A 23756-nucleotide genomic window follows, 5' to 3' on the forward strand; every position below is an offset into this window, starting at 1 on the left:
TTTTTTATTTCGAAAGAATTTTCTTCACTTAACTTGTTTTTGATTATATTTACTTTCTTTCTAAAGAACTTAAAATGAGCAAAAAGAGCTTTTTATTCGTTTTCATTATCCTTGGTTTATTATACATCAGTATATCTTTAAGTCCGTTGCTTACAAAAGACATTAAAGATATTTCATACTCCGATTTTAGATTAGTGATTGCTCCTTTTCTTTCTACAGTTGCAATCCTCATTACCTATACACAACTGAAAAGAAGAAAAAATTAATTATTTACCTTGCCCTATTATTCTCCGACTGCTCAACTTCCGATTTTTTATAAGTGATCTTTTTTGAATCTCCAAAACTATACGTTGCAATTAATTTAAAATAATTAGTGCTATACGTTCGATGATAGTAAATTTGAGTCTGTCCTACGTTATAATCACCAGAAACCATAAACTTATGAAAGATGTCATTGGCTGTGAAATTGATTTTTAGTGCATCTTTGAAAAAGTTTCTTTCTATTCCTAAAGTTACTGTCGAACGACCGTTTTCGCTTCCTAACCCATAGCTTCTATCACTTAAATACCAAGCCAAAAGCTGCAATTTGAAAAGTTTAGGGATTGTAAATGTATTATTAGTATATAAATAAATTTGAGGTTCTACTGGACTAAAAGCAAATTCATAATAATTGTCTACCGATTTCTGCCAGGTAATGCTTGCTGTGTTAACAGAATTCCACCATTTGACATTGAAAGCTCTGGATAGTGAAGTAAAAAAAGTATGTCCTTTTTCTAGATTTAGTGCTCTTAAAATGTAGCTGTTTGGCGTATCTCCGCGCAAAGCGGCCGCAGAAATGAGATCGATTTTATAAGTATAGCCAACTTTAAAATCGAACTTTTTATACATCGTTCCTATTTCAAAAGCGTGTGTTTTTTCTGGAAGCAGATTCGGATTTCCTTCAATCGTAGTAAATGGATCTTGATAAATCACATACGGATTTAAAGCCTGATATCTCGGTCTTGTAATTCTGGAAACATAAGAAAAATGCGCTTTCCAATCATCTGAAAGATTAAAGTTTAAAAGTGCATTGGGGAAAAAATTGCCGTACGATTTATCAAATTTCTGAGTTCCGTTGGCATTTGTAAATAAATCATAACTTGTTTTTTCGCCTCTTACGCCAAGAGAAAAATTAAACTTTTCGCTCCATGTTCCGATATAATTAAAGTAAGCCGCAACAATTTTTTCATTGTATTCAAAATCACTTGAAAGTTCGTCATCCAGCTCAAAATTGATTTCATCATCAGAAATCAAAAAATCTGTTCCTGAATTTATTATAACGTGGCTTAGCTTCGCTCCTATTTCTAGTTTTGCCTTTTCATTTATTTTCTTCGAATAATCGGCTTGAACTGCGATTATATTAATCCGGCTTCCCACATTATTCTTTAAAAATCTTTCGGAATCTGTTTCGTCGACCAAGCTATTTTCGCCAATAAAATCTCTTATGGTTTGATTATAATTTGAAAATTGCGATCCTATAAACAATGTCGAACCTTTAGCCGTTGTCCAATTATAATTCAAATTAACAAACTGATTTAACAAAACATCGTTTCGATCAACATCTGTGGCATAAAAACTTTTTCCAAAACTATTCGTTATCGAGTTTCTGCTTTCTGTAATTCCGCCCAGATCATTTACGTTTCCGCTGTAAGCCAATGAAATATAATTGCTTGGAGAAAAACTATACTGAAGTCCGAATCCGAAATTAGAATAATTATTAAATCTCCTTTTCCAGTCGGTTGTCAATTCAGATTTCATAAAATCATCAGGATCGGGGCGTGTTCTTGTGGTGTACAGCAACTCGCGGTTTCGTCCTAACTGCAAACCGTAGTTGGTTACAAACGAAAATTTCCCTTTGGAATAATTAAAGTCTAAAAGCGTATTATAGATTGTTCCGCCAAATTTAGAAACGGTTACATGCTGATTGACAGTTCCCGTTACACCGCTTTCTATGTTTTTTTTGGTTATAATATTAATGACCGCTTTTCCTTCGGCATCGTATCTCGCAGAAGGATTAGAAATGATTTCAATCTTTTGAATTTGCGAAACGGGAATTGCAGCAAAGCGTTCATAATTAATCAAAACTCCGTTGAGATAAATAACGGCTTCACCTTTTCCGACAACGTTTATTTCTCCGTCGGCAACCACAACATTGGGCACTCTTCCTAGCAATTCATTTACCGAACTGCTCGTTGCCAGAACAGTTCCGTTTACATTGACATCAATATTGCCGTTTGCTCCATATTTTAATAATGATGGTTGGCTTTTTATAACCACTTCATTTAGCTCATTGTGCTCTTTCTCTTTTTCTTTTTCTTTTTCTTTCTCTTTAACAATTAAAGTATCTTGAACAGACTTAAATATCTTTCCGAAGAGTACATCATCATTATAATAACTTTTATCTGCATTTTTTTTTATGCGTTGCGCTTTTATTTCTATTGATGAAAAAATCAGAAGAAAAACATAAAGGATAACCAATTTTAGAAATCTCATAAACTTTAACAATTAGCAGTTTGACTTTTATTTGAAACAAAAGTCATCTGAAAATTGATGAATGAGATTGCAAAAAGCGAAATCAGGAGTACGAATTTATAAATTGATACTCCATTAGGATTGTAAAGCCTGAAGCTGATAGTTAAGCGGAGTTGTTCCTGTATGTTTTTTGAATGCGGCAAAAAAGGTTGATTTAGAATTAAAACCAACATCATAACCCACAGATTCTAATGTCAATTTATCTGAAGAAGTGATAATTTTACACGCTTCGTTAATTCTAAATTCGTTGACATAACTGGTAAAATTCTTTCCTAGATTATTATTCAGAAACTGCGATAATTGATGGCTTGATATATTAATTTCTTGAGAAAGATCTTGAAGTGTCAGGTTTGGATTTTTATATAAACTTTTTTCAAACATGGCGTTCTCCAATTTTTCTGACCACATTCTTGCATCTGCTGATTCTATTTTTTTATTCGAAATCTTTCCGTTCAATAAAAACAAATCGTCTGTTTTTTTTCGGTACAAAAGAATCGAAATTCCCAAGTATAAAATAAATGAAAAAACAACCGCTCCGCTTATATAGGTTGCTCCTGGAGCTCCCATGATGGATAGAAAATAAAATAGAAACAAGAGAAAATTACCTAAAAAAAGCATTCCAAACCACATTTCGGCTGGAGTTGTTTTTTCTTTCGGGGTGAGGATTTTTTTCAAAACGCCATGAAGTTCAAAACCAGCAAAAACAATATAAATAAACCATTGAAAATAAATGATTCTTATAAAATAGCCACCCCAAAGTTTTGGATACGCTTCGTACGGATATAAAATACCTACAGCAATAATTAAAGTTGCCCAAAATGCCAGAATAAATTTCCATGATTTGGGCATTATCTGCACTTCTTCAACTGCGGATTTGATGAAATAATACAAAAATGGTCCGATAAAAAAACAAGCCGTAAGCCCAAACTGAAGATACATTTTTGGAAGTTCGGGATGAAAATAAACAAATACAGATTTTCCAATACGGATGCTTAAGGCAAACAAAAGTGCGCCTAGAAAATAATTCGTCAGGTGCTTTTTCTTGGTAAAAAAGAAGAAATAAATGCCGAGAATAATTCCGTTGAAAGCTCCTAAAGCACTAAAAAAGAATAAAAGTTCTTTGCTAGTATCCATAATTTAAATTTGTCATATCGTTAACAAAGCTAAAAAGATTATTCCTAAATGAAAATGAATTAACTTTATAATAGCCAACTAATACAAAAAATTATGAAAAACTTTAACGAACCAAGTGAAGAAACAAAAAATAGATGGCATAATGATCCTGAGAATTGGGTTTGGGGAATGTTTTATTATAATCCAGAGGACCAAGGCTCTTTCCTCCCAAAAAAATTAAAGAATTTGGATGGACTACGAACTTTGCAAATCCAAATTCGGTAACTGTGATGATAATTTTAATTTTAGTATTGTTAATCTTCATACTGTTTCTTCGCTAATAGGTCACAAATTAGAGTTATTTAAGAACTTAAAACTAAAGTTAGACAAACCACAATTCCCAATTATAAATACTACTTTTGACTTTTTAGAGTTAAAGTATTTATGTTGAAAAAATTACTGTTTTTGACGGTTTTCTTCTGGTTTTCTGCGCTTCAGGCTCAGGAAACTGAATCACTGTACAAAACCAAAAAAGTAATCGTTTCAAAAGACACTATTCGTTTGGAAAAAGTCTCTATAAATTCTGGATTTTTTCAAATTCTAAATACTAAAAACCAGCCGATTGATTCGACATCTTATAAAGTCGACTTTCAAAAAGGATATTTGCTTTTAAATGAAAATTTCCAATCGGTTTCAGATACTTTAATTGTCAATTATCTTAATTATCCCGATCTCTTAACCAAAGAATACAGTCTTTACAAATCGGAACAAATTGTAAGCGGCGATGTTGGAACAGAAAAACTTTACCGAATAGACAACAATTCAAACGCTAAAAAAGTAACACCATTTGATGGTCTGGAAACTTCTGGAAGCATTACTCGAGGCATTACGGTTGGTAATAATCAAAGTACGGTTTTGAACTCCAATTTAGATTTACAGATTACAGGAAAACTTTCGGACAAAGTAAGTTTGAGAGCTTCACTTCAAGACAATAATATTCCGTTACAAGATGGCGGTTATTCGCAAAAACTTGATCAGTTTGACAATATTTTCATCGAACTTTTTAGTGATGATTGGAACATTCGCGCCGGCGATGTATTTTTAGAAAACAGAAAAACTCAATTTTTGGGTTTTAATAAAAAGGTTCAGGGACTGTCTGCCAACTTTGATTTTGATACCGGAAAAAGCAAGACCAATGTTTTTGCTTCGGTTGCTTTTGTAAAAGGCCAATATGCCAAAAGTACTTTTACGGGTCAGGAAGGAAACCAAGGTCCGTATAAACTAAAAGGCCAGAATGGCGAATTGTATGTTCTCGTTATTTCGGGTTCAGAACGCGTTTATGTAAACGGGGTTTTATTAAAAAGAGGCGAAAACAACGATTATGTGATTGATTACAATGCAGGAGAAATTGTCTTTACTTCGCTTTTTACCATTACTTCAGAAATGCGTATTAATGTGGAATACCAATATTCGGAACGAAATTATAATCGTCTTGTAACATACGCAGGCGCGACTCACGAAAACAAAAACTGGAGTTTTGGCGGTTATTTGTATTCTGAAAATGATATGAAAAATCAGCCTTTGCAGCAAAATCTTTCTTCAGAACAAGTTCAGATATTAAGTCAGGCGGGTGATGACATCAATTTAATGAAAGCGCCTTCTGCTTACGAAGATACTTATGCCGAAAATAAAATTTTGTATCGAAAAATACTCGTCAATTCTGTTGAAGTTTATGAATATTCGAATAATTCTGCCGATGTTTTGTACAATGTAAGATTTAGCCAAGTTGGTGCAAATGCCGGAAATTATATCATTCAAAACAATAATTCTGTCGAACGAATTTATCAATATATCGAACCTGTTAACGGAATCTTGCAAGGAAATTACGAACCAATTGTACAGCTTGTCGCGCCAATGAAACTTCAAGTCGCAACGTTTTTAGGTAAATACAATCCTGATGAAAAAACGTTGGTTGATTTTGAATTGGCGGTCAGTAATAATGACCAGAATTTATTTTCTACAATTGATGATGCTAATAATGAAGGAGTCGCTTTTAAAACCAATCTTAAAAAACGTCTTTTTTCTAGAGACTGGAGTTTAGACGCTTTCGCAAATTATCAATATGTGCAGCAGAATTTTAAATCGGTTGAGCGTTTATACAATATTGAGTTTAATCGCGATTGGAATTTAACTGGTACACTTTATGGCAATCAGAGCCTTTTGGTTACGGGATTAAATTTTGATTTATTTTCTAAAAATAAGACTTCCAATATAGGTTTGCTAACGTATCAATTTGAGAAATTAGATTTTAGCGAAAGCTACACAGGTGTTCGACATACCACAAATGCTTTGTTCAAATTGAAAAATTGGACAATAGAGAACAACGGAAGTTTCTTGAATTCTGACGCTACAGCTTCGACTTCAAAATTTATTAGAAACCAGACTAGAACCAAATATCATTTTGGAAAAAACTGGGTTGGTGGTACTATGCAACTAGAAGATAATCAAGAAAAAGACAAAGTCACCAATCAGTTTTCGGCTTTAAGCCAAAGATTTACAGAATATGGCGTATTTACGGGACGTGGTGACAGCACCAAAGTTTTCGTTGAACTTGGTTTTCTGCAAAGACGCAACGATAGTTTGCAAAACGGATTATTGCAGCATGTAAACAATTCGCAGACGTATTATTTAAAGTCGAAATTAATTCAGACCAAAAAGACCGATTTAGCAGTTTATGCAAGTTATCGTAATCTAGATTTTACCGATAAATCCAGACAGAATGAACCTTCCTTAAATTCGAGAGTTTTATACAATGATCGTTTTTTCAATCAGTTCATGCAGATTGGAACAGCTTACGAAACGAGTTCTGGAACTATTGCCCAACAAGAATTTACATACGTAGAAGTTCCAACAGGCCAAGGAGTTTACACTTGGAACGATTATAACGGAAACGGAATTCAGGAATTGGAAGAATTTGAAGTTGCAGTTTACCAAGATCAGGCGAGATATGTTAGAGTCTTTTTACCGAATCAGGTTTATATAAAAACCAACCAAAATAAATTTTCGCAATCTTTAACTTTGAATCCGCTGCAATGGCAGAATGAAAAAGGCTTCAAAAAACTGCTGTCTTACTTCTATAACCAGACCTCTTTTATAATGGATCGAAAGGTAAAAAGCGAGGGCGAAAAATTAGAACTCAATCCGTTTGATTCCTCAGAAGAAAATATTTTAGGCTTGAATTCTAGTTTTAGAAACAGTTTGTTTTACAATCGAGGCAAACAAAAACATTCTGTAACCTATTCCTATTTGGTCAATAAAGGTAAAAGTCTGCTTTCTATTGGTTCGCAAAACGTACAGAATTATTCGCATCAAATTCAATATACCCATTTGTACCAAAAAAGCTGGCTATTTAATCTCTTTACCAAAACCATTAAAACCGATTTGGTTTCTAAAGATTTTACAGAGAAAAATTATGATATTCAAGGCTGGCAGCTGGCGCCAAAAATCAGTTATTTATTTTCTAAAAACACCAAATTGGATTTCTTTTACGAACTTCAAAACAAAAAAAATCAAATTGGAAATCTGGAAACTTTAGACCAAAACAGGCTTGGAACTTCTTTTTCTTATGCAGGCGAAAAGAAAGTTACGATTAATGGAGAATTCTCTTTTTATGAAAATAAATTTAGCGGAAATGAATTTTCATCAGTAGGTTTTCAGATGCTAGAAGGACTTCAGGCGGGATCAAATTTGGTTTGGAAACTGCTTCTGCAAAAGAACATTACGTCTTTTTTGGATGTTAATTTAAATTATCAAGGAAGAAAAAGTGAAACCGGAAATACGATTCATACAGGAAACGTTCAGCTTCGTGCATATTTTTAATGTAACACGAAAAAGATGACAATAAATTGTTTAATTTTAATTGAAATTTAAACTTTTAGCCTTATGAAAAAATTAGTATTGTTCTGTTTAATGGTTGCTTTCTCTTCTAATTTTTATGCTCAGGAAACAACTACAAAGACTGCAAAAAGTAAAACAGAAACTTCGGCAAAAAAAGCCAAAGCAAGTGCGGACAAAGCTTCGGCTGACGCAAAAAAAGAAGCCACAAAATCGAAAAAGGCCGCTGATGATGCAAAAGCTGCCTCAACAAAAGCCAAGAAAGAATCTGCTGACGCTGCAAAAAAAACCGCTGATAAGGAAGCTGCAAAAGCTAAAGCCGATGCAAAAAAAGCTACTGTAGAATCTGATAAAGCCAAAACTACTGCTGACAAAGCCAAAGCCGACGCCAAGAAATCGACCGCAAAAGCTGACGCTGCAAAAAAAGATGCGACTGCTGCTAAAAAATCGGCCACAAAAACTTTAAAAGAAACTAACGAAAAAGCACCATCTGTTCCAGACAAAGTAACCGGCGAATACAATGGTAAAAAAGTATATACTGGACGAAGAGGCGGTAAATACTACATTAACAAAAATGGAAATAAAACTTATATTCAAGACTAAGGTGCTGAGGGACTAAGGTTCTGAGGTGCTAAGATTTAATACGAGACTTTGAAGAAGCTGTCCTTTTGGACAGCTTCTTTTTTTGTAAGCTTCGGAGAAGCGAAATGTTTATAGCTAAAAATATTCTGTTAACTCAAAATGAATGTATTATTGACACAACCTCTTTTTTTATTCAATCCAATAACCTTAGAACCTTAGTACCTCAGCACCTTAGAACCTTGATCTTAGAACCTTAAATTAATAATTTAGTAATACCCTCGAAATAACACAGAAAACATATTTGTCTATCTTCGTTTTTAAAACGTGTTAAAAATGAGCATAGATTATTCTGCGAATAAAACTATTTTAGTAGCTCCATTAAATTGGGGACTTGGGCATGCCACTCGCTGCATTCCAATTATCAAAGCGCTTCAAGAGAATAATTACATTCCGATTATCGCCTCAGATGGTGTTGCGCTGGCTCTATTACGAAAAGAATTTCCTTATATACAAACCTTAGAATTGCCTTCTTATCATATTGAATATGCAAAGAATGGTAAGAACTTTAAATGGAAACTGATTAAGAATCTTCCGAAAATGATTACTGCCATTCTGGATGAGAAAAAAATGGTTAATCATTGGATCAAAAAACATGGCATTGATGGCATAATCTCAGATAATAGATTGGGGGTTTTTAGCAAAAAAGTGCCTTCGGTTTTTATGACGCATCAATTGAATGTAATGACAGGAAATACGACTTGGTTTACGAGTAAATGTCACCAGCATATTATTAAAAAATACAATGAATGCTGGGTTCCTGATACAGACGGAAAAGTTAACTTAACGGGAGATTTAGGTCATTTAAAATCGAATGAACTCAATCTAAAATATATTGGTCCGTTGAGCCGCATGAAGAAAAAGGATACTCCAAAAATATATGATTTGATGATTATCTTGTCTGGCCATGAACCTCAGCGTACTTTCTTGGATGAAAAATTACAGAAAGAAGCGGCAAACTACCCAGGAAAAGTGGTGTTTGTACAAGGAATTGTAGAAAAATCGCAAGAAAAATGGCAAGCCGGAAATGTTACCTATTATAATTTCATGAACTCGAAACAGTTGGAGCAGACTTTTAATGAAAGTGAATTTGTATTGTGCCGATCTGGTTATACGACTGTAATGGATTTGGCAAAGTTGGGTAAAAAAGCCTTTTTTATTCCGACACCTGGTCAATATGAACAGGAATATTTGGCCATAAAACTTCAGGAAGAAAATCTTGTACCTTATGCCATGCAGGATGACTTTAGCATTGAAGATTTATCAAAAGTAAAATCGTTTCAAGGATTGTCTCAATTTGAAAATAATATCGACTGGGATTCTTTATTTAAGGTTTTTGAAGACAAAACAGCATAATTGCAACAAACTAATTTGGCTGCAACCTTATTACTACAATAAAAAAACCTCCAGTTAAAGCTGGAGGCTTGAATTTTTTCTCAAATAAAAAATCAGTTTTTATCTACGTCTTCGCGAAAGCGAATCTGTTTTATCTGCGTACTCATTTTAGAAATTAAACTGTACCTGCATTCTAAGAACATTTCCTTGCTGTCGGTTTACTGGCAAGACGCTGTCTTCAAAAGTTCGGTCTGCTACTACATATTCTGCAGTTAGTTCTAAGGCTTTAATTGGCTGCCATTCTACACCAAATTCAAAATCTCTTACTACATAACTTCTAGCATCTTTTTCGTATTTTTTTCCTCCATCATAATATTGAAATTTAGCGAAAGGATAAATATGCTGTTTTTTAATATCCCATTTATAGTTTAACAAAACATAACCTCCGTTCAAATCGGTTTGGTCAATTGTATTGGTAAGTGTGTTATATCGAGGTTCAGTTCCGATGTTGTATTCGGTTTGGATTCCGAATGGTCTTGGATATAAAACGAAAGTCGCTCCAACTCTCTGATCTTTTACATATTGAGGATCGTTAACTGTAACTCCTGGCGAAACTTCTCCTGTAAAAGCCCATTTACCAGTGTAAGCCTGAATTCCCGGTTCTATAATTTGGCTTCCAATAACAAAAGGATAAGTTACTCTAGCCACCACATTTAAGTCTCTGTTTCCATCTAATTTATTTGCGATTTGACCATTGTAAACTCCTAAAGCAAAAACACCAAAATCTCCAGAACCTTTGTAACCATCTCTAACCAGCATTTCAAAACGCTTTCTGATTTCGGCTGGAGCCCAATAAAAGAATATTCCTAAATCACGTTCATTTAAAATTGAAGAGTTGATTCCATCTGCACGATCTAGAGTCAAACGCTGTGAACTTGACTGCATATTCTCAAATCCGTATGGAATTTTACTTTGTCCTACACGCACACGATATTCTCTTTTTTTATCAAAAGAAAGATCAAAATACAAATCACGAATCTGTACGAAATTATTAATTCCACTAGAAGGTGAACTTGCAAAATCGGGCTGAAAATAGAAAAATACATTTGGATGAACTTGTCCAGAAAATACTAAACGAGCACGGCGAATAAAAAGTCCATTGTTTGCTTTTGCATCTGGAGCTGTAGAAGTTGTTCCCCAAGATCTATCACATTGTTCGCAAGACACTTTATCGTTTGTAGAAAGCAAGCCATTGTATCTAATTTGTGCGTAACCTCTTAAGGAGATTCTATCGTACCAATGTTCTTCAACTCCTCCTCCAGATTTTGTCTCTGGAAGTTTAGCTTTGTTTATAGAATCTAAAATACGCATTACTTCGTTTTTTACATCCTGTTTATTTAATTCTTGCTTATTTGTTTCCTGCGCATTTGCTGCACAAGCTAACAGTAATAAAACGGCTAAAAGTTTTCTTTTTATCATTAGTTCTGTAATTCCCTTAATTTCAGGATGCAAAGATGGAGCACCTATGTTAAGAAATCATTAACCAGATGTTACTATAATAAAAATTTAATGTTATGACCTAAATCACTATGTTTATTTATTGTTAAACACCTTTGTTTTAGGACTTTCAGCAAAACCGACGTTACGATTTTTTAACGTCGATTTTTGATGCTTTATTTGCTTTTTCGAGCGTAAAAGAGAATTCAGAACCAATTCCGAACTCACTTTCTACATAAACTTTCTCTTTATGCGCTTCAATAATATGCTTTACAATTGCTAATCCTAAACCAGAACCACCTTCCGATCTTGTTCCGCTTTTATCCACTCGATAAAAACGTTCAAAAAGCCTTGGAATATTTTGCTTTTCGACACCTTCTCCGTTATCACTAATACGAATTAAGACTTTTTTCTTCGTTAAATTAACTACGCCAACTTCTGTCAGACCGCCTTCTTTTCCGTACTTAATAGAATTTACAATCAGATTTTCCAGCACTTGCTGTATTCTGTCCTGATCTCCTCTAATTATTACCGATTGTATATTTTTACTTTCAAAAGCCAATTTAATTTTCTTTTTATCAGCTTTCATTTCAAGCAATTCAAAGACATTCTGAATTAATTCGACAACATCAAAATCGGTCATATTCAAATCTAAATCGCCCGATTCTAATTTGGTAATCATATCCAAATCTTCTACTATATAGATAAGACGCTCCACTCCTTTTTCGGCGCGTTTTAAATATTTCTTTCTGATATTTTTATCATCCATTGCTCCATCAAGCAAAGTTGAAACATAACCTTGAACCGTAAATAAAGGGGTTTTTAGTTCGTGCGAAACGTTTCCTAAAAACTCTCTTCTATATTGTTCACGAATTTCGAGCATTTCGATTTCGAGTTTTTTATCGGTCGCAAACTTTTTCACTTCACGCGAAAGCGTTTCCATATCGGTATTAATCGGCTGATTGATTAATGTTGTTGATTCTAATAGCGAAACCTCATCGTAAATTTTCTTTACTCTTCGGTAAATAAATCGTTCTACACGATATTGTAAAACCAGAAAAGAGAAAATATAGATTACGATAATGAAAATTATTCCAAACGCAACTTGATGTTTTAATTGATTTTTATAAAATAATGACATTAACATCAATACAAATGCTGTTGTAAAGAGACTGATATACAATGCCGATTTTATGGCGAATTTGTATGTTTTTTTAAAATTAATTTTCATTGAAAAAATTGAACCATTAAGAAATTAAGAAAATTAAGTTTTGCTTTTAAGTTATTTTCTTTTGAATAAATCAAAAAACAAAAAAGGAATAACTCAAAAACCATATAAGAAAATGAAGATTGTACAGCTTCAATTCTTATATGGTTTAAATGTATTGAATATTTTTAAAAGAATTTGAAAGGGCTTAAATCTTTACCAAAATTCTAAAATCACTTAGCAACTTAGTATCTTAGAACCTTAGCATCTTAAAATCTAAACTTCAAATTTATAACCAACACCTTTTATAGTTTTAAAAAGGTCTTCGCCTATTTTTTCGCGCAGTTTTCTGATGTGAACGTCGATTGTTCTTCCTCCAACCACAACTTCGTTACCCCAAACTTTATCCAAGATTTCGTCTCTTTTAAAAACTTTACCTGGTTTTGAAGCCAATAGATAAAATAATTCGAATTCTTTTCTTGGCAAAGCAATTTCTACATTGCCTTTTATGATTTTGTATTCTTCACGATTAATCTCGATTCCGCCTACATTTAAAGTATCTGTAACAACTTCTTGTTCTTTTAACCTTCTTAACAGCGCCTTTACTTTTGAGACCAATAATTTTGGTTTAATTGGCTTAGTAATATAGTCATCAGCACCTGCATCAAAACCAGCTACTTGAGAATAATCTTCGCTTCTTGCTGTAAGAAATGTTATGATAACATTATTTAATTCAGGAATTTTTCTAATATGCTCGCAAGCCTCCATTCCGTCCATTTCTGCCATCATCACGTCCATAATGATTAATTCTGGCAGCTCTTTCTGTGCTTTTGCTATAGCATCTTTTCCATTAGAAGCTGTAACAATCTGGTAGCCTTCCTGAGCAAGGTTATAGCCAACGATTTCTAAGATATCTGGTTCGTCGTCAACTAATAAAATCTTAGTTTGTGTTTTTTTCATAAATAGCAAAAATTGAGATTTTTATATCGAAACTTCTTCATTAAACATTCGATATTTCTTATTTCACAGGGTAAATATACTAACAAAAGAACCTTTAAAAAATGGTGTTAACCGTAATTTAATCTCGTAACAATTTGATAATCTTAACAACACAAAAACATAACAAGTCGGTAACATGGACTTCACAGAGCGGTTCTTTCTTTGCACAAAAATAATAAGACACAAACACAACACTGAAAAAAAATGAAATTCAATTTAAGATTTCTCTTTATTGCATTATTTATCTGTACGATTTCGATCGCGCAAAACAAAGGTACGATTTCTGGAGTTCTGACTGACAAAGATATGAACAACGCATCGTTACCATTTGCTAATGTTTTAGTTAAAGGTACAAATATTAGCGTAAATACGGACGTAGATGGAAAATATTCCTTAAGCGTAAATCCTGGAAATTATACTTTAATTTTTAGTTTTTTAGGATATGAATCTGTAGAAGCTCCTGTAGCTGTAAAAGCAAACGAAACCGTAACGGTTAATCAAGGGCTTTCAGCAGGAAGTTATACTCTTAAAGATGTAGTGGTTCAAGCAAGTGCAGTAAGCAAACAAAAAGAAACTGCATTACTTTTGGAACAAAAAAATGCTGTAGATATTAAACAAACTATTGGCGCGCAGGAACTTTCTAGAAAAGGTGTGGGCGATGTAGCTGCAGCTGTTGCAAAAACATCTGGAGTTTCTAAACAAGAAGGAAGCAACAGCGTTTACGTAAGAGGATTGGGTGACCGTTACAACTCGACTTCGATGAACGGATTGCCAATTCCATCCAATGATCCACAAAGAAAAAACATTGCTCTAGATCTTTTCTCAACTGACATTGTTGAGTACATTTCAATTGACAAATCATACGGCGCAAAAATGTATGGAGATTTTGCTGGAGGAAATGTAGATATAGTATCTAAAGATTACCGCGGAAAAGGAATGTTCGAAATCTCATTAGGATCAAAAGTTAACACTAATGCAGTATCAAATTCTAGCAATTTCTTATTACAACAAGGCCCAAACAAATCTGGTTTTGTTTCTTACGGAGTTCCAAACAATCCTTTAACCAGTTTTAGTTTTGAAAACAGTTTAAATCCTAAAAAAGAATCTCCTTTTGGCGGAAACTTCAATCTAAAAGCAGGTAAAACTTTCAACATTGGTGAAGAAGGAAAATTAAGCCTTTTTGCTACTGCAGGTTTTGGAAATGGTTACGAGTATAGAGAAGGGCTTAGCCAAAGTGTAAATGCTCAGGGTGCTTCATTAAAATCTTTCCAACAAGAAAAATTCACGTACAACACCAATACTACTGGAATGTTCAATGCTAACTACCGTTTGAACAAAAACCATAAAATTGGATACAACTTCTTGTATGTTAACTCATCTGAGCAAACCAGAGATACTTATTTTGGAAGTGATCGTGATTTTGACAATGCTGATGCAAGTCTTTTAGTTCAAAGAGGTACGTTTACACAAAACACTGTAATGATCAATCAGCTTTTAGGAAATGACAAAATAACTGATAAAATTGATTTGGATTGGGGTGTTTCATACAATACTGTGAAAGGTAATATGCCAGATAGAACCCAAAACAAAATGTTCTACAATCCAACAACTGACATTTATACACTTGCTCAAAGAACCACTACCGATAACCAAAGGTATTTCCAAGATCTTACAGAAAATGAAGCAGCAGCCAATCTTGCCTTCTCATACAAGTTACAAGATCAAGATGGGGCTTCTAAAGGAAAAATCACTGCAGGTTATAACGGAAGATTTAAAAAACGTGATTTTGAAGCTATTCAATTCAACTTCAACATTAGCCAAACTGGTCAAAACACAAGTGTAGATCCAAACAATTTAGATGCTTTTTTTAACCAAGCAAATTACGAAAGTGGTTTATTCTCAACTGCATCTTTTGCAGGAATGGCTCCTCAAACTTATGATGGAAAACAAGATATACACGCAGGTTTTGGTAATTTCGAATATAAATTCACTGACAAATTAAGCTCTGTTATTGGCGTAAGATACGAAAGAATCTCTCAAACAGTTAACTGGAGAACACAGCTTGATGCAGGTGGAGGAACAAATACTTTTGAAAGAAATGAATTTTTACCAAGTGCTGTTTTAAAATATGAATTAAACGAAAAACAAAATCTTCGTTTAGCAGCTAGTAAAACCTACACATTGCCACAGTTTAAAGAACGTGCTTTGTTTATCTATGAAGATGTAATGGAATCTGTAATTGGTAATCCAAGCTTATATCCTTCACAAAACTACAATTTGGATTTAAAATGGGAAATGTTCCCAAAAAGCGATGAGTTATTATCTGTTACTGCTTTTGGAAAATATATCATGGACCAATCAACCAAATCATTATTGCTTCTTCTACAAATGATATTTCTTTTGTTAATATTGGAGATACAGGTTACGCATATGGAGTTGAGTTAGAAGCAAGAAAGAATATTTTTGAAATTGAAGGAGAATACACTAACAAACTTTCTGTTGGATTTAATGCTTCTTTAATGAAAACACATCAAGACATTGATGCGGAAAAAGTTAGAAATGAAACAGATGGAAGATTAAACATCAACACTACAGATAGTAGTTCAGGATTTACAGGAGCTTCAGATTTGATTTTAAATGCTGATTTATCGTATACTAAAAACTTCAAAAACGACTCTGGAATTATGGCAACTCTTGCTTACAACCATTATTCTGATAAGCTTTACGCAATTGGAAACGAAGGAAAAGGAAATTTAGTTGACAAAGCAATGGGATCTTTAGACCTTATTTTAAAAACAAAATTGACTAAAAGCTTTGGAATTGATTTTGGAGCAAGAAACTTATTGAATCCAGAATTCAAAAGAGTTCAAGAAAATGCAGGTGGAGACGTATTGGTTTTCAACTACAAAAAAGGTCTGACATTCGGATTGGGAATGAACTACCAATTCTAAGAAACATACTGGAAATATTGAGTTATCAATTCCTTAACGTTAGAATAAAAAACACATAACAAATAGATGACAACGGCTTAACGTTGATTAAAGCTTAAGTTCTAATCTTTGCATAAACACAAACTAATTAAAAAAGTAATGAAAAAAACAATTTCAACAATTTTCGGTTTAGCTGCATTATCGCTTGCAACACTTACAACTTCTTGCTCAAGTGATGACAACAAAAACGAGGAGACCAAAATCTGATTTCGTAGTAGTTAGAGATAACTTACAAGGAGAAATCAACAGCGGAGAGGTAGTATTAGAATCTGGAACTTATAAACTAACAGGGAAATTAGTAGTTAAAAACACTGCTAAACTTACAATCAAACCTGGAGTTATCATTGAAGCAACTGCAGTAGCAGCTGACCAATTACAAGCAGTAAGATATATTGCTGTAGCACAAGGAGGACAAATCGACGTTCAAGGAACTGCTGCTAGTCCAGTTATTATGACTTCAGAAACTAAAAAACCAGCTGCTTGGGGTGGTTTAGTAATCTGTGGAAAAGCACCTATCAACAAAGGAACTACTGCTAGTGCTGAAGTTTCTGAGTTAACTTACGGTGGAACTGTAGCTAACGACAACTCTGGATCAATTAAATATTTAAGAATTGAGTACCCAGGTTTCTCTTACAGCAGTGACAAAGAATTCAACGGACTTTCTTTATTTGGAGTTGGAAACGGAACTGTTATTGATTATGTACAAATTTACGAAAGCTCTGACGACGGATTCGAGTGGTTTGGTGGAACTGTAAATGCATCTCACTTAGTAGTTTCTAATAAAGACAATACAGCTGTAGGTGATGATTTATTTGACTGGACTGAAGGATGGAGTGGAACAGGAGAAAACTTCTACGGAATCAGAACTAACGCTGGTAACAGAGGTATCGAAGCTGATAACAACTCTAACAACCACTTAGCTACACCAATTTCTTTCCCAACTATCAAAAACCTTACTTTAATTGGTTTCGGATCTACTGACACAAGTGCAGAGTCTCAAGCTTTCAAATTAAGAGTTGGTACAAAAGGTAAATTTGATAACGTTGTATTAAAAGGTTGGAAAACTGGATTTGACGTAGAACATGACGAAACTATCTCATATGTTGGAGCTGACTTATTAGCTACTAACGTTAAATTTGAAGACGTTCCTACTAAATCAAAAGGTACAACTACAGGAAAACTTACTGCTGATGTATCTAAAGTTTATACAGAATCTACAACTGCAACTGGAGCAGGAAACGGATCAGGAGTTCCAACTTGGGCTGCTGGATGGACAAAAGGTCTATAATAAGAAAACAAAAAATAGTAAAAACACTCTAATTTTATTAGGGTGTTTTTTTTTTGCTTTTTAGCAATGTAAATTGCCTCTAAAGTAATGCAATCTCTTAATCGCTTCGAAAACATAATGTTAAAAACATCCTAATTCTTTAGGATGTTTTTTTTTGGCGTACTTTTTGTAATTTTTTTTGTATATTTACATTAATCAAATACACGCGATGGCAAAAAACTACTTTTATATTACTTTCTTATTGGCATTTTTCTTCACTGTAAGCGTTTCGGCTCAGGACAGCAAGCAATTACCAAAAACTCAAGAATCTACTTCTATCGAGGGTCTTAGCTTGTATCCTAATCCAGTTACAAACGGAAAAGTCTATATCTCATCTAAAAACGATTTAGAGAAAGAAATTATTGTGTTTGACATCTTAGGCAAAAAAGTATTGCAAGCTCATTTAGTATCAAGAGAGCTAAGTGTTGCAGAATTACCGCCAGGTGTTTATATCATCAAAATAAGCGAACAAAATGCATCGGCAACCCGAAAACTCATTATAAGATAAAAGCTCCTTTGGAGCTTTTTTTAGTTTTCAGTAGCAGTTTTCAGTTTACATACTTTGCTGAAAACTGTGACTGAATACTGCAACTGAACACTAAAAAACAATATCTTTGCAAAAAAAAGTTTTGATCACAGCCAACGATATCTTTACCATTTCAAGTCAGAAACAATTTGAAAAAATAGCATTAAAAGTGTTTCGTTTTCAGCACGAGAACAACAAAGTTTATCGTGATTTTTGTGATTTTTTAAATGTTAATCCGCAACAAGTAAAATCACTGCAGCAAATTCCTTTTTTACCCATTCAGTTTTTCAAAAGTCATGATGTTGTTTCTAATACAGATCCGACACAAGTAACTTTTACCAGCAGTGGAACAACTGGAATGATTACAAGCAAACATTTAGTGACCGATATTTCCCTATATGAGGAAAGTTACCGCAAAGGATTTTCGCAATTTTACGGCAATATCGAAGATTACGTTGTTTTAGCCCTTTTGCCATCTTATTTAGAACGCAAAGGCTCTTCTTTAATTTACATGGTAGAAGATTTAATAAAACTCTCTAATCAGCCTGAAAGTGGGTTTTATTTGCACAACCACGACGACTTAATCAAAAAACTTCTTGAATTGGACGAAGCGGGTCAAAATGTAATTCTAATTGGGGTGACTTACGCTTTATTAGATTTGATCGAAAAACACCAATTCAACCTTCAAAATACCATTATTATGGAAACTGGAGGAATGAAAGGAAAACGTAAAGAAATGATTCGTGAAGAATTACATGAAATACTTTGTAAAGGTTTCGGCGTTTCTTCTATTCATTCAGAATACGGAATGACCGAGCTTTTAGCGCAAGCCTATTCTTTAGGCGAAGGTGTCTTTGAATGCCCTTCTTGGATGCATATTTTGGTTCGAGATCCCGAAGATGCTCTCACTTACGTGAAAGACGGAAAAACTGGTGGAATCAATGTAATTGATTTAGCCAATATCAATTCCTGTTCTTTTATTGCTACGCAGGATTTAGGCAAAAAAAATCCCAACAACTCTTTTGAAGTATTGGGACGTTTTGATAATTCTGATATTCGTGGCTGTAATTTGATGGTTTTGTAAAAAAAGTCTAATCGTTGACTTGTTTAATCGCAAAAAAAATCGATTAAACAGTTAAACAAAATTAATTCTCCTCTATTACACCGATACTTTCAATCCCTTCTCTTTTTTGAAGCGCTTTTTCTTTTTCACCTTTGCTTTCTAATAGTTTGTAAACTCCATAGCAAGCCAAAGCGCCAAAAAGCACAAAAAGTATATTCCATCCTGGATTGCTAAAACTGTCATCGTTTACATTTTCAACACCGCTGATAAGAACGGATAAAAGTCCAACAACAAATCCAGAAACAAGAGTGCCTCCATAATAAGACGCTATTCCAATTCCGAAATAACCCCATTTGTTCTTATCATATTCAAGAGCCAAATTGGTATACCCTTTCCAAATCCAATAAATAAGTAAAATTCCAATCATAATCGTTTTGTTAGTTTTTAGGGAATAAACTTAATAAAAAAAGTTTTATATTTTCATTGTCAGCGAATTAAAATAAAAAATCCCAACATCCTTTCCGAACATTGGGATTTATATATTTAATTTACAAGATTCTTAGAGATTGATTAAAACAATTGATCAATTAAAGAGTTAAACGTTTTAAACAACGCGGATTACAAAATAATTTTTCTTTCCGCTTTGCAACAAAACAAACTGATCGTTAATTAAATCATTTGCTGTTAAAACAAAATCTTCTTTGATTTTTTCTCTATTTACAGAAATTGAGTTTGCTGTCAAAGCACGTCTCGCTTCTCCATTTGATTTAAAGAAACCTGTTTTTTCGTTTAAAACCGTGATGATATCCAATCCGTTTTCTAAATCAGCTTTTGCGATTTCAGCTTGCGGAACTCCATCAAAAACTTCTAAAAAAGTCGCTTCATCCAATTTCTTCAAATCTTCGGCAGTTGAATTTCCGAATAAAATATTTGAAGCCTGAATTGCTTTTTCTAATTCTTCACGATTATGAACAAAAACGGTGATTTCTTCTGCCAATCTCTTTTGTAAAACTCTCAAATGAGGAGCCGCTTTGTGTTCTTCAATTAATCCATCGATAGCTTCTTTATCTAAGAAAGTAAAGATTTTAATGTATTTCTCTGCATCAACATCTGTTGTGTTTACCCAAAATTGGTAAAATTTGTATACAGTAGTTTTATCAGCATCCAACCAAACATTTCCACCTTCAGATTTTCCAAATTTAGATCCGTCTGCTTTTGTAATTAGAGGCGTTGTTAAAGCATACGCTTTTGCATTCTCTCCTCCCATTCTGCGCACTAATTCTGTTCCTGTGGTAATATTACCCCATTGGTCAGAACCTCCCATTTGCAGAATGCAATTGTTGTTTTTATATAAATGATAAAAATCGTAACCTTGAATTAATTGGTATGTAAACTCTGTAAAAGACATTCCCTCACCTTCTCCGCTAAATCTCTTTTTTACAGAATCTTTAGCCATCATATAATTTACAGTGATTCTTTTTCCAACTTCACGTGCAAAATCAATAAAAGAGAATTCTTTCATCCAATCGTAGTTATTCACCATCACTGGCGCATTTGCTTCGGCTGAATTAAAATCCAAGAAACGAGACAAAACACTTTTGATTCCAGCTACATTTTTAGCCAAAGCTACTTCATCAAGCAAGTTTCTTTCATCAGATTTACCAGAAGGGTCACCAATCATTCCTGTTGCTCCACCTACTAAAGCAATCGGTCTGTGACCAAAATTCTTTAAGTGAACCAATAAAATAATCTGAACCATACTTCCGATGTGCAGTGAATCTGCCGTTGGATCAAAACCGATATAGGCAGTGGTTGCTTCTTTTAGCAATTGTTCTTCCGTTCCAGGCATACTATCATGGTATAACCCGCGCCATTTTAATTCTTCAACTAGATTCTTCATTTTTTTAAATAATTTGCGCAAATGTAATCAATGTCAATGGCAATATCAAAAAAGTCTGCCACGAAGACACTAAGGCACAAAGTTTTTTATTTTTATAAAATTTAAGCAAAGTGTTTGTTAAATGCATTATTTAGACACTTTGTTTTCTAAAAAGCAGACTGGAGTATATTAAACAAATCAATTTACGGAAACACGTAAAAAAGTATTTTGTTTTTTCTTTAGTTTCGCCTCCCAAAAAAACTACCCATAATGAAAAAAACTTATTTACTTATTCTTTTACTTTGTTGCACTTTCATCAATGCACAGGTTACTTTTGAAAAAGGATACTTTATTTCCAACAACGGAAATCGAACAGAATGTTTAATCCGAAACTTAGACTGGAAAGACAACCCAACCGATTTTAGATACAAAATAAATCCAAACGACAAGGACTATGTAACCGAAACTATTGCAAACGTTTCTGAATTTGGAATTGGAGACAATATTACTTTCAAAAGAGCAAAAGTAAAGATAGATCGTTCCACTGATGATTTATCCAAAATATCACAAACAGGAAAACCAGTTTGGGAAGAAAGCACTCTTTTTCTTCGTGTTTTAGTTACGGGCGAAGCCTCATTATATTCTTATAGAGAAGCCAATCTTTTCAGATACTTTTATAAAACAAAAGAAGTGCCTCTTGAACAGCTTGTGTACCTTAGATACATTGAAACACAAAATGAAAACGCTAGCAAAAATATTAAGGAGAACACATATTATAAGCAACAGCTAAACCTAAATGTAAGATCGTCAAACATTACTGATAACGATATTAAAAACTTGTCTTACACAAAATCTGATTTGACGAAATATTTTATAAAATTCAACAATATTTCTCCTGCTACGGAAACTAAAAAAACATCGGCTGATGGAGAGAAAAACATTTTCCATATTAAAATTACTCCTGGAATAAGCTTAATTTCTTTATCCATGGACAGTAAAAGTCTTCCGTACCGCAATATAAAATTAGACAATAAAACGAATTTTAAAATCGGTATTGAAGCAGAATATATTCTTCCATTCAACAAAAATAAATGGAGCGTATTTTTAAATCCGACATACCAGAAATACAAAAATCAAAAAAGCTACAGCCTTCCTGGTCTTTTCCCTACATCTCCTTTAGAGGAACATGACGTAGATGTAGAATACAGCGGAATACAGATTCCGATGGGAATTCGCCACTACCTTTTCTTGAACAAAAATTCAAAATTCTTTATCAACGCAGGATTTACCTTCGATGCGGGCAAAAGTAAAGTTGTCTATGATAAAGATAGAGTTAGCGAAAGTACAGCGGGATCTAATCTAGCCTTTGGTTTTGGATATAATTTTAGAGATAAATTTGGTGTGGAAGCAAGACTAAATACCAAAAAAGATTTAATGAGCGAGTATAGCGATCTTGCTGCAAACTATGGCTCTGTTGATTTTATCTTTTCATACACGATATTTTAAGCCAATTTTTTTCACGACTTAATAATTAAACAGTTTACAGAAATTAATGATTTCTCTAAACTGTTTTTTTATCTAATTTTATCAACAACTCCCTTTGTAACCAGACCTCATTTATACAAAAGTACTATCTTTACAACATGATATTAGTAACTGGAGGAACTGGTTTAGTTGGCGCACATTTATTGCTTCATTTAATAGAAAATGGAGAAAATGTTCGGGCTATTTACAGAAGTGAAAACAAAATTGAAAAAACAAAATCGGTTTTTGATTTTTATAAAAAAGCAGATTTGTTTGAAAAAATTAATTGGCTTGAAGCCGATATTCTAGATGTACCTTCACTCGAAACTGCTTTTATCGATATTAAACAAGTATATCATTGCGCAGCTTTTATTTCGTTTGAACCAAAAGACGAAGAAATCCTTAGAAAAACCAATATCGAAGGAACGGCCAACATGGTCAATTTTGCCATTGCCAAAGAAGTAGAAAAATTTTGCTATATCAGTTCGATTGCCGCTTTAGGCGATATTGCTCCTCACGAAACACACATTACCGAAGAAACCGATTGGAATCCGGAGAAACCACACAGCGATTACGCCATTTCTAAATATGGTGCCGAAATGGAAGTTTGGCGAGGGCATCAAGAAGGCTTAAATGTTATTATTGTAAATCCGGGAGTTATTTTATGCACGCCAAAAATGATGGATATTTTTGATGAAGGCAGTAGTGAAATTTATCGAAAAGTTTCAAAAGGACTTCCATTCTACACACTTGGAAGCACTGGTTTTATCTCGGTTGACGATGTTGCAAAAATAAGTTTTGAATTGATGAAAAGCGAAATAAAAAACGAACGTTTCACACTTATCTCAGACAATATTGTTTTTAAAGATCTTTTAGACACCGTTTCTGATGCTTTAAAAGCAAAAAGACCTCACACTCATGCAAAGCCTCTCTTAATGAATTTCTTATGGATTACTGATGGAATATTTTCTACTTTATTTTTCAGAAAAAGAAGCATTACAAAAGCAACAGCAAAAGCTTCGTACTCAAAAAATCTGTATAGTAATGAAAAAATAAAAACCGCTCTAGGAACGGTTTTTACTAATATTCATCAATATATTAAGGACAGTTCTAAACTATAATCGTTTTTTTCTTCTGTCTTGCATTTGCATGTGAGCTCTTTTTATAGAATCGATATTAACCTTAGGAGTTA

The 23756-nt window shown here is 33.5% G+C and carries 18 protein-coding genes; 11 read left to right on the forward strand and 7 right to left on the reverse strand.

The window, feature by feature from the left end:
• Positions 1–74 precede the first annotated feature (74 nt).
• Positions 75–266 (forward strand): hypothetical protein, encoded by a 192-nt coding sequence (locus ACPWTF_RS10290; protein WP_427875360.1) that lies wholly within the window; start codon positions 75–77, stop codon positions 264–266.
• Positions 267–270: 4 nt separating this feature from the next.
• On the opposite strand, the gene ACPWTF_RS10295 is transcribed toward ACPWTF_RS10290, so the two are convergent.
• Together ACPWTF_RS10295 and ACPWTF_RS10300 are read right to left on the reverse strand one after the other, a co-directional pair.
• Complete coding sequence (locus tag ACPWTF_RS10295; protein ID WP_427875361.1) at positions 271–2532, reverse strand: TonB-dependent receptor domain-containing protein; 2262 nt, start codon at positions 2530–2532, stop codon at positions 271–273.
• A 114-nt stretch (positions 2533–2646) separates the two neighbouring features.
• Positions 2647–3705: a helix-turn-helix domain-containing protein gene (locus ACPWTF_RS10300; RefSeq protein WP_427875362.1), complete on the reverse strand. Its 1059-nt coding sequence runs from the start codon at positions 3703–3705 to the stop codon at positions 2647–2649.
• Between the two features lie 423 nt (positions 3706–4128).
• Between ACPWTF_RS10300 and ACPWTF_RS10305 the strand changes: the two genes are divergently transcribed.
• The 3 genes from ACPWTF_RS10305 (at position 4129) to ACPWTF_RS10315 (ending at position 9573) form a co-directional block, all read left to right on the forward strand.
• Entirely contained in the window at positions 4129–7563 is a 3435-nt protein-coding gene (locus ACPWTF_RS10305) for a hypothetical protein (RefSeq protein ID WP_427875363.1), read from the forward strand.
• Between the two features lie 63 nt (positions 7564–7626).
• Entirely contained in the window at positions 7627–8181 is a 555-nt protein-coding gene (locus tag ACPWTF_RS10310) for a hypothetical protein (protein ID WP_427875364.1), read from the forward strand.
• 312 nt (positions 8182–8493) lie between these two features.
• Entirely contained in the window at positions 8494–9573 is a 1080-nt protein-coding gene (locus ACPWTF_RS10315; RefSeq protein WP_427875365.1) for a glycosyltransferase, read from the forward strand.
• A 147-nt stretch (positions 9574–9720) separates the two neighbouring features.
• On the opposite strand, the gene ACPWTF_RS10320 is transcribed toward ACPWTF_RS10315, so the two are convergent.
• The 3 genes from ACPWTF_RS10320 to ACPWTF_RS10330 all read right to left on the reverse strand — a co-directional run bounded on the left by ACPWTF_RS10320 (position 9721) and on the right by ACPWTF_RS10330 (position 13216).
• The gene (locus ACPWTF_RS10320; protein WP_427875366.1) at positions 9721–11031 is read right to left on the reverse strand and encodes a porin; all 1311 of its coding nucleotides are present in this window, start codon (positions 11029–11031) and stop codon (positions 9721–9723) included.
• 163 nt (positions 11032–11194) lie between these two features.
• Positions 11195–12280, reverse strand: coding sequence for a sensor histidine kinase (locus ACPWTF_RS10325; RefSeq protein WP_250835000.1), 1086 nt, complete (start codon positions 12278–12280; stop codon positions 11195–11197).
• A gap of 252 nt (positions 12281–12532) precedes the next feature.
• Entirely contained in the window at positions 12533–13216 is a 684-nt protein-coding gene (locus tag ACPWTF_RS10330; protein ID WP_008465097.1) for a response regulator transcription factor, read from the reverse strand.
• A gap of 243 nt (positions 13217–13459) precedes the next feature.
• Here ACPWTF_RS10330 and ACPWTF_RS10335 point away from each other — a divergent pair, with 243 nt between their 5' ends.
• From ACPWTF_RS10335 to ACPWTF_RS10355, 5 genes are all read left to right on the forward strand, one after another.
• Positions 13460–15700 (forward strand): TonB-dependent receptor domain-containing protein, encoded by a 2241-nt coding sequence (locus tag ACPWTF_RS10335; protein WP_427875367.1) that lies wholly within the window; start codon positions 13460–13462, stop codon positions 15698–15700.
• Positions 15701–15774: 74 nt separating this feature from the next.
• The gene (locus ACPWTF_RS10340; protein WP_427875368.1) at positions 15775–16206 is read left to right on the forward strand and encodes a hypothetical protein; all 432 of its coding nucleotides are present in this window, start codon (positions 15775–15777) and stop codon (positions 16204–16206) included.
• A 214-nt stretch (positions 16207–16420) separates the two neighbouring features.
• Complete coding sequence (locus tag ACPWTF_RS10345) at positions 16421–17533, forward strand: hypothetical protein (RefSeq protein WP_427875369.1); 1113 nt, start codon at positions 16421–16423, stop codon at positions 17531–17533.
• Between the two features lie 208 nt (positions 17534–17741).
• Positions 17742–18080 (forward strand): T9SS type A sorting domain-containing protein, encoded by a 339-nt coding sequence (locus tag ACPWTF_RS10350; protein WP_095928275.1) that lies wholly within the window; start codon positions 17742–17744, stop codon positions 18078–18080.
• A 121-nt stretch (positions 18081–18201) separates the two neighbouring features.
• The gene (locus ACPWTF_RS10355; RefSeq protein WP_427875752.1) at positions 18202–19182 is read left to right on the forward strand and encodes an acyl transferase; all 981 of its coding nucleotides are present in this window, start codon (positions 18202–18204) and stop codon (positions 19180–19182) included.
• 61 nt (positions 19183–19243) lie between these two features.
• On the opposite strand, the gene ACPWTF_RS10360 is transcribed toward ACPWTF_RS10355, so the two are convergent.
• Both ACPWTF_RS10360 and tyrS read right to left on the reverse strand, forming a co-directional pair.
• On the reverse strand, positions 19244–19588 hold the full coding sequence (locus ACPWTF_RS10360) for a hypothetical protein (protein ID WP_095928277.1): 345 nt from the start codon (positions 19586–19588) through the stop codon (positions 19244–19246).
• A gap of 177 nt (positions 19589–19765) precedes the next feature.
• Positions 19766–21061, reverse strand: a complete 1296-nt coding sequence (gene tyrS, locus ACPWTF_RS10365; protein WP_427875370.1) for a tyrosine--tRNA ligase — start codon at positions 21059–21061, stop codon at positions 19766–19768.
• Between the two features lie 249 nt (positions 21062–21310).
• Here tyrS and ACPWTF_RS10370 point away from each other — a divergent pair, with 249 nt between their 5' ends.
• Positions 21311–22546, forward strand: a complete 1236-nt coding sequence (locus ACPWTF_RS10370) for an outer membrane beta-barrel protein (protein WP_427875371.1) — start codon at positions 21311–21313, stop codon at positions 22544–22546.
• Between the two features lie 137 nt (positions 22547–22683).
• The gene (locus tag ACPWTF_RS10375) at positions 22684–23685 is read left to right on the forward strand and encodes an NAD-dependent epimerase/dehydratase family protein (RefSeq protein ID WP_427875372.1); all 1002 of its coding nucleotides are present in this window, start codon (positions 22684–22686) and stop codon (positions 23683–23685) included.
• Positions 23686–23756: the final 71 nt, after the last annotated feature.

The sequence above is a fragment of the Flavobacterium sp. MMS24-S5 genome, assembly GCF_050320125.1.
GTDB classification, from domain to species: Bacteria; Bacteroidota; Bacteroidia; order Flavobacteriales; family Flavobacteriaceae; genus Flavobacterium; species Flavobacterium tyrosinilyticum.

What these genes read in the sequence shown, in the direction of transcription:
- ACPWTF_RS10290 (WP_427875360.1), top strand. Translation starts at nt 75, where the DNA reads ATGAGCAAAAAGAGCTTTTTATTCGTTTTCATTATCCTTGGTTTATTA.
- ACPWTF_RS10295 (WP_427875361.1), bottom strand. Translation starts at nt 2,532, where the DNA reads ATGAGATTTCTAAAATTGGTTATCCTTTATGTTTTTCTTCTGATTTTT.
- ACPWTF_RS10300 (WP_427875362.1), bottom strand. Translation starts at nt 3,705, where the DNA reads ATGGATACTAGCAAAGAACTTTTATTCTTTTTTAGTGCTTTAGGAGCT.
- ACPWTF_RS10305 (WP_427875363.1), top strand. Translation starts at nt 4,129, where the DNA reads ATGTTGAAAAAATTACTGTTTTTGACGGTTTTCTTCTGGTTTTCTGCG.
- ACPWTF_RS10310 (WP_427875364.1), top strand. Translation starts at nt 7,627, where the DNA reads ATGAAAAAATTAGTATTGTTCTGTTTAATGGTTGCTTTCTCTTCTAAT.
- ACPWTF_RS10315 (WP_427875365.1), top strand. Translation starts at nt 8,494, where the DNA reads ATGAGCATAGATTATTCTGCGAATAAAACTATTTTAGTAGCTCCATTA.
- ACPWTF_RS10320 (WP_427875366.1), bottom strand. Translation starts at nt 11,031, where the DNA reads ATGATAAAAAGAAAACTTTTAGCCGTTTTATTACTGTTAGCTTGTGCA.
- ACPWTF_RS10325 (WP_250835000.1), bottom strand. Translation starts at nt 12,280, where the DNA reads ATGAAAATTAATTTTAAAAAAACATACAAATTCGCCATAAAATCGGCA.
- ACPWTF_RS10330 (WP_008465097.1), bottom strand. Translation starts at nt 13,216, where the DNA reads ATGAAAAAAACACAAACTAAGATTTTATTAGTTGACGACGAACCAGAT.
- ACPWTF_RS10335 (WP_427875367.1), top strand. Translation starts at nt 13,460, where the DNA reads ATGAAATTCAATTTAAGATTTCTCTTTATTGCATTATTTATCTGTACG.
- ACPWTF_RS10340 (WP_427875368.1), top strand. Translation starts at nt 15,775, where the DNA reads ATGAAAACACATCAAGACATTGATGCGGAAAAAGTTAGAAATGAAACA.
- ACPWTF_RS10345 (WP_427875369.1), top strand. Translation starts at nt 16,421, where the DNA reads ATGACAACAAAAACGAGGAGACCAAAATCTGATTTCGTAGTAGTTAGA.
- ACPWTF_RS10350 (WP_095928275.1), top strand. Translation starts at nt 17,742, where the DNA reads ATGGCAAAAAACTACTTTTATATTACTTTCTTATTGGCATTTTTCTTC.
- ACPWTF_RS10360 (WP_095928277.1), bottom strand. Translation starts at nt 19,588, where the DNA reads ATGATTGGAATTTTACTTATTTATTGGATTTGGAAAGGGTATACCAAT.
- tyrS (WP_427875370.1), bottom strand. Translation starts at nt 21,061, where the DNA reads ATGAAGAATCTAGTTGAAGAATTAAAATGGCGCGGGTTATACCATGAT.
- ACPWTF_RS10370 (WP_427875371.1), top strand. Translation starts at nt 21,311, where the DNA reads ATGAAAAAAACTTATTTACTTATTCTTTTACTTTGTTGCACTTTCATC.
- ACPWTF_RS10375 (WP_427875372.1), top strand. Translation starts at nt 22,684, where the DNA reads ATGATATTAGTAACTGGAGGAACTGGTTTAGTTGGCGCACATTTATTG.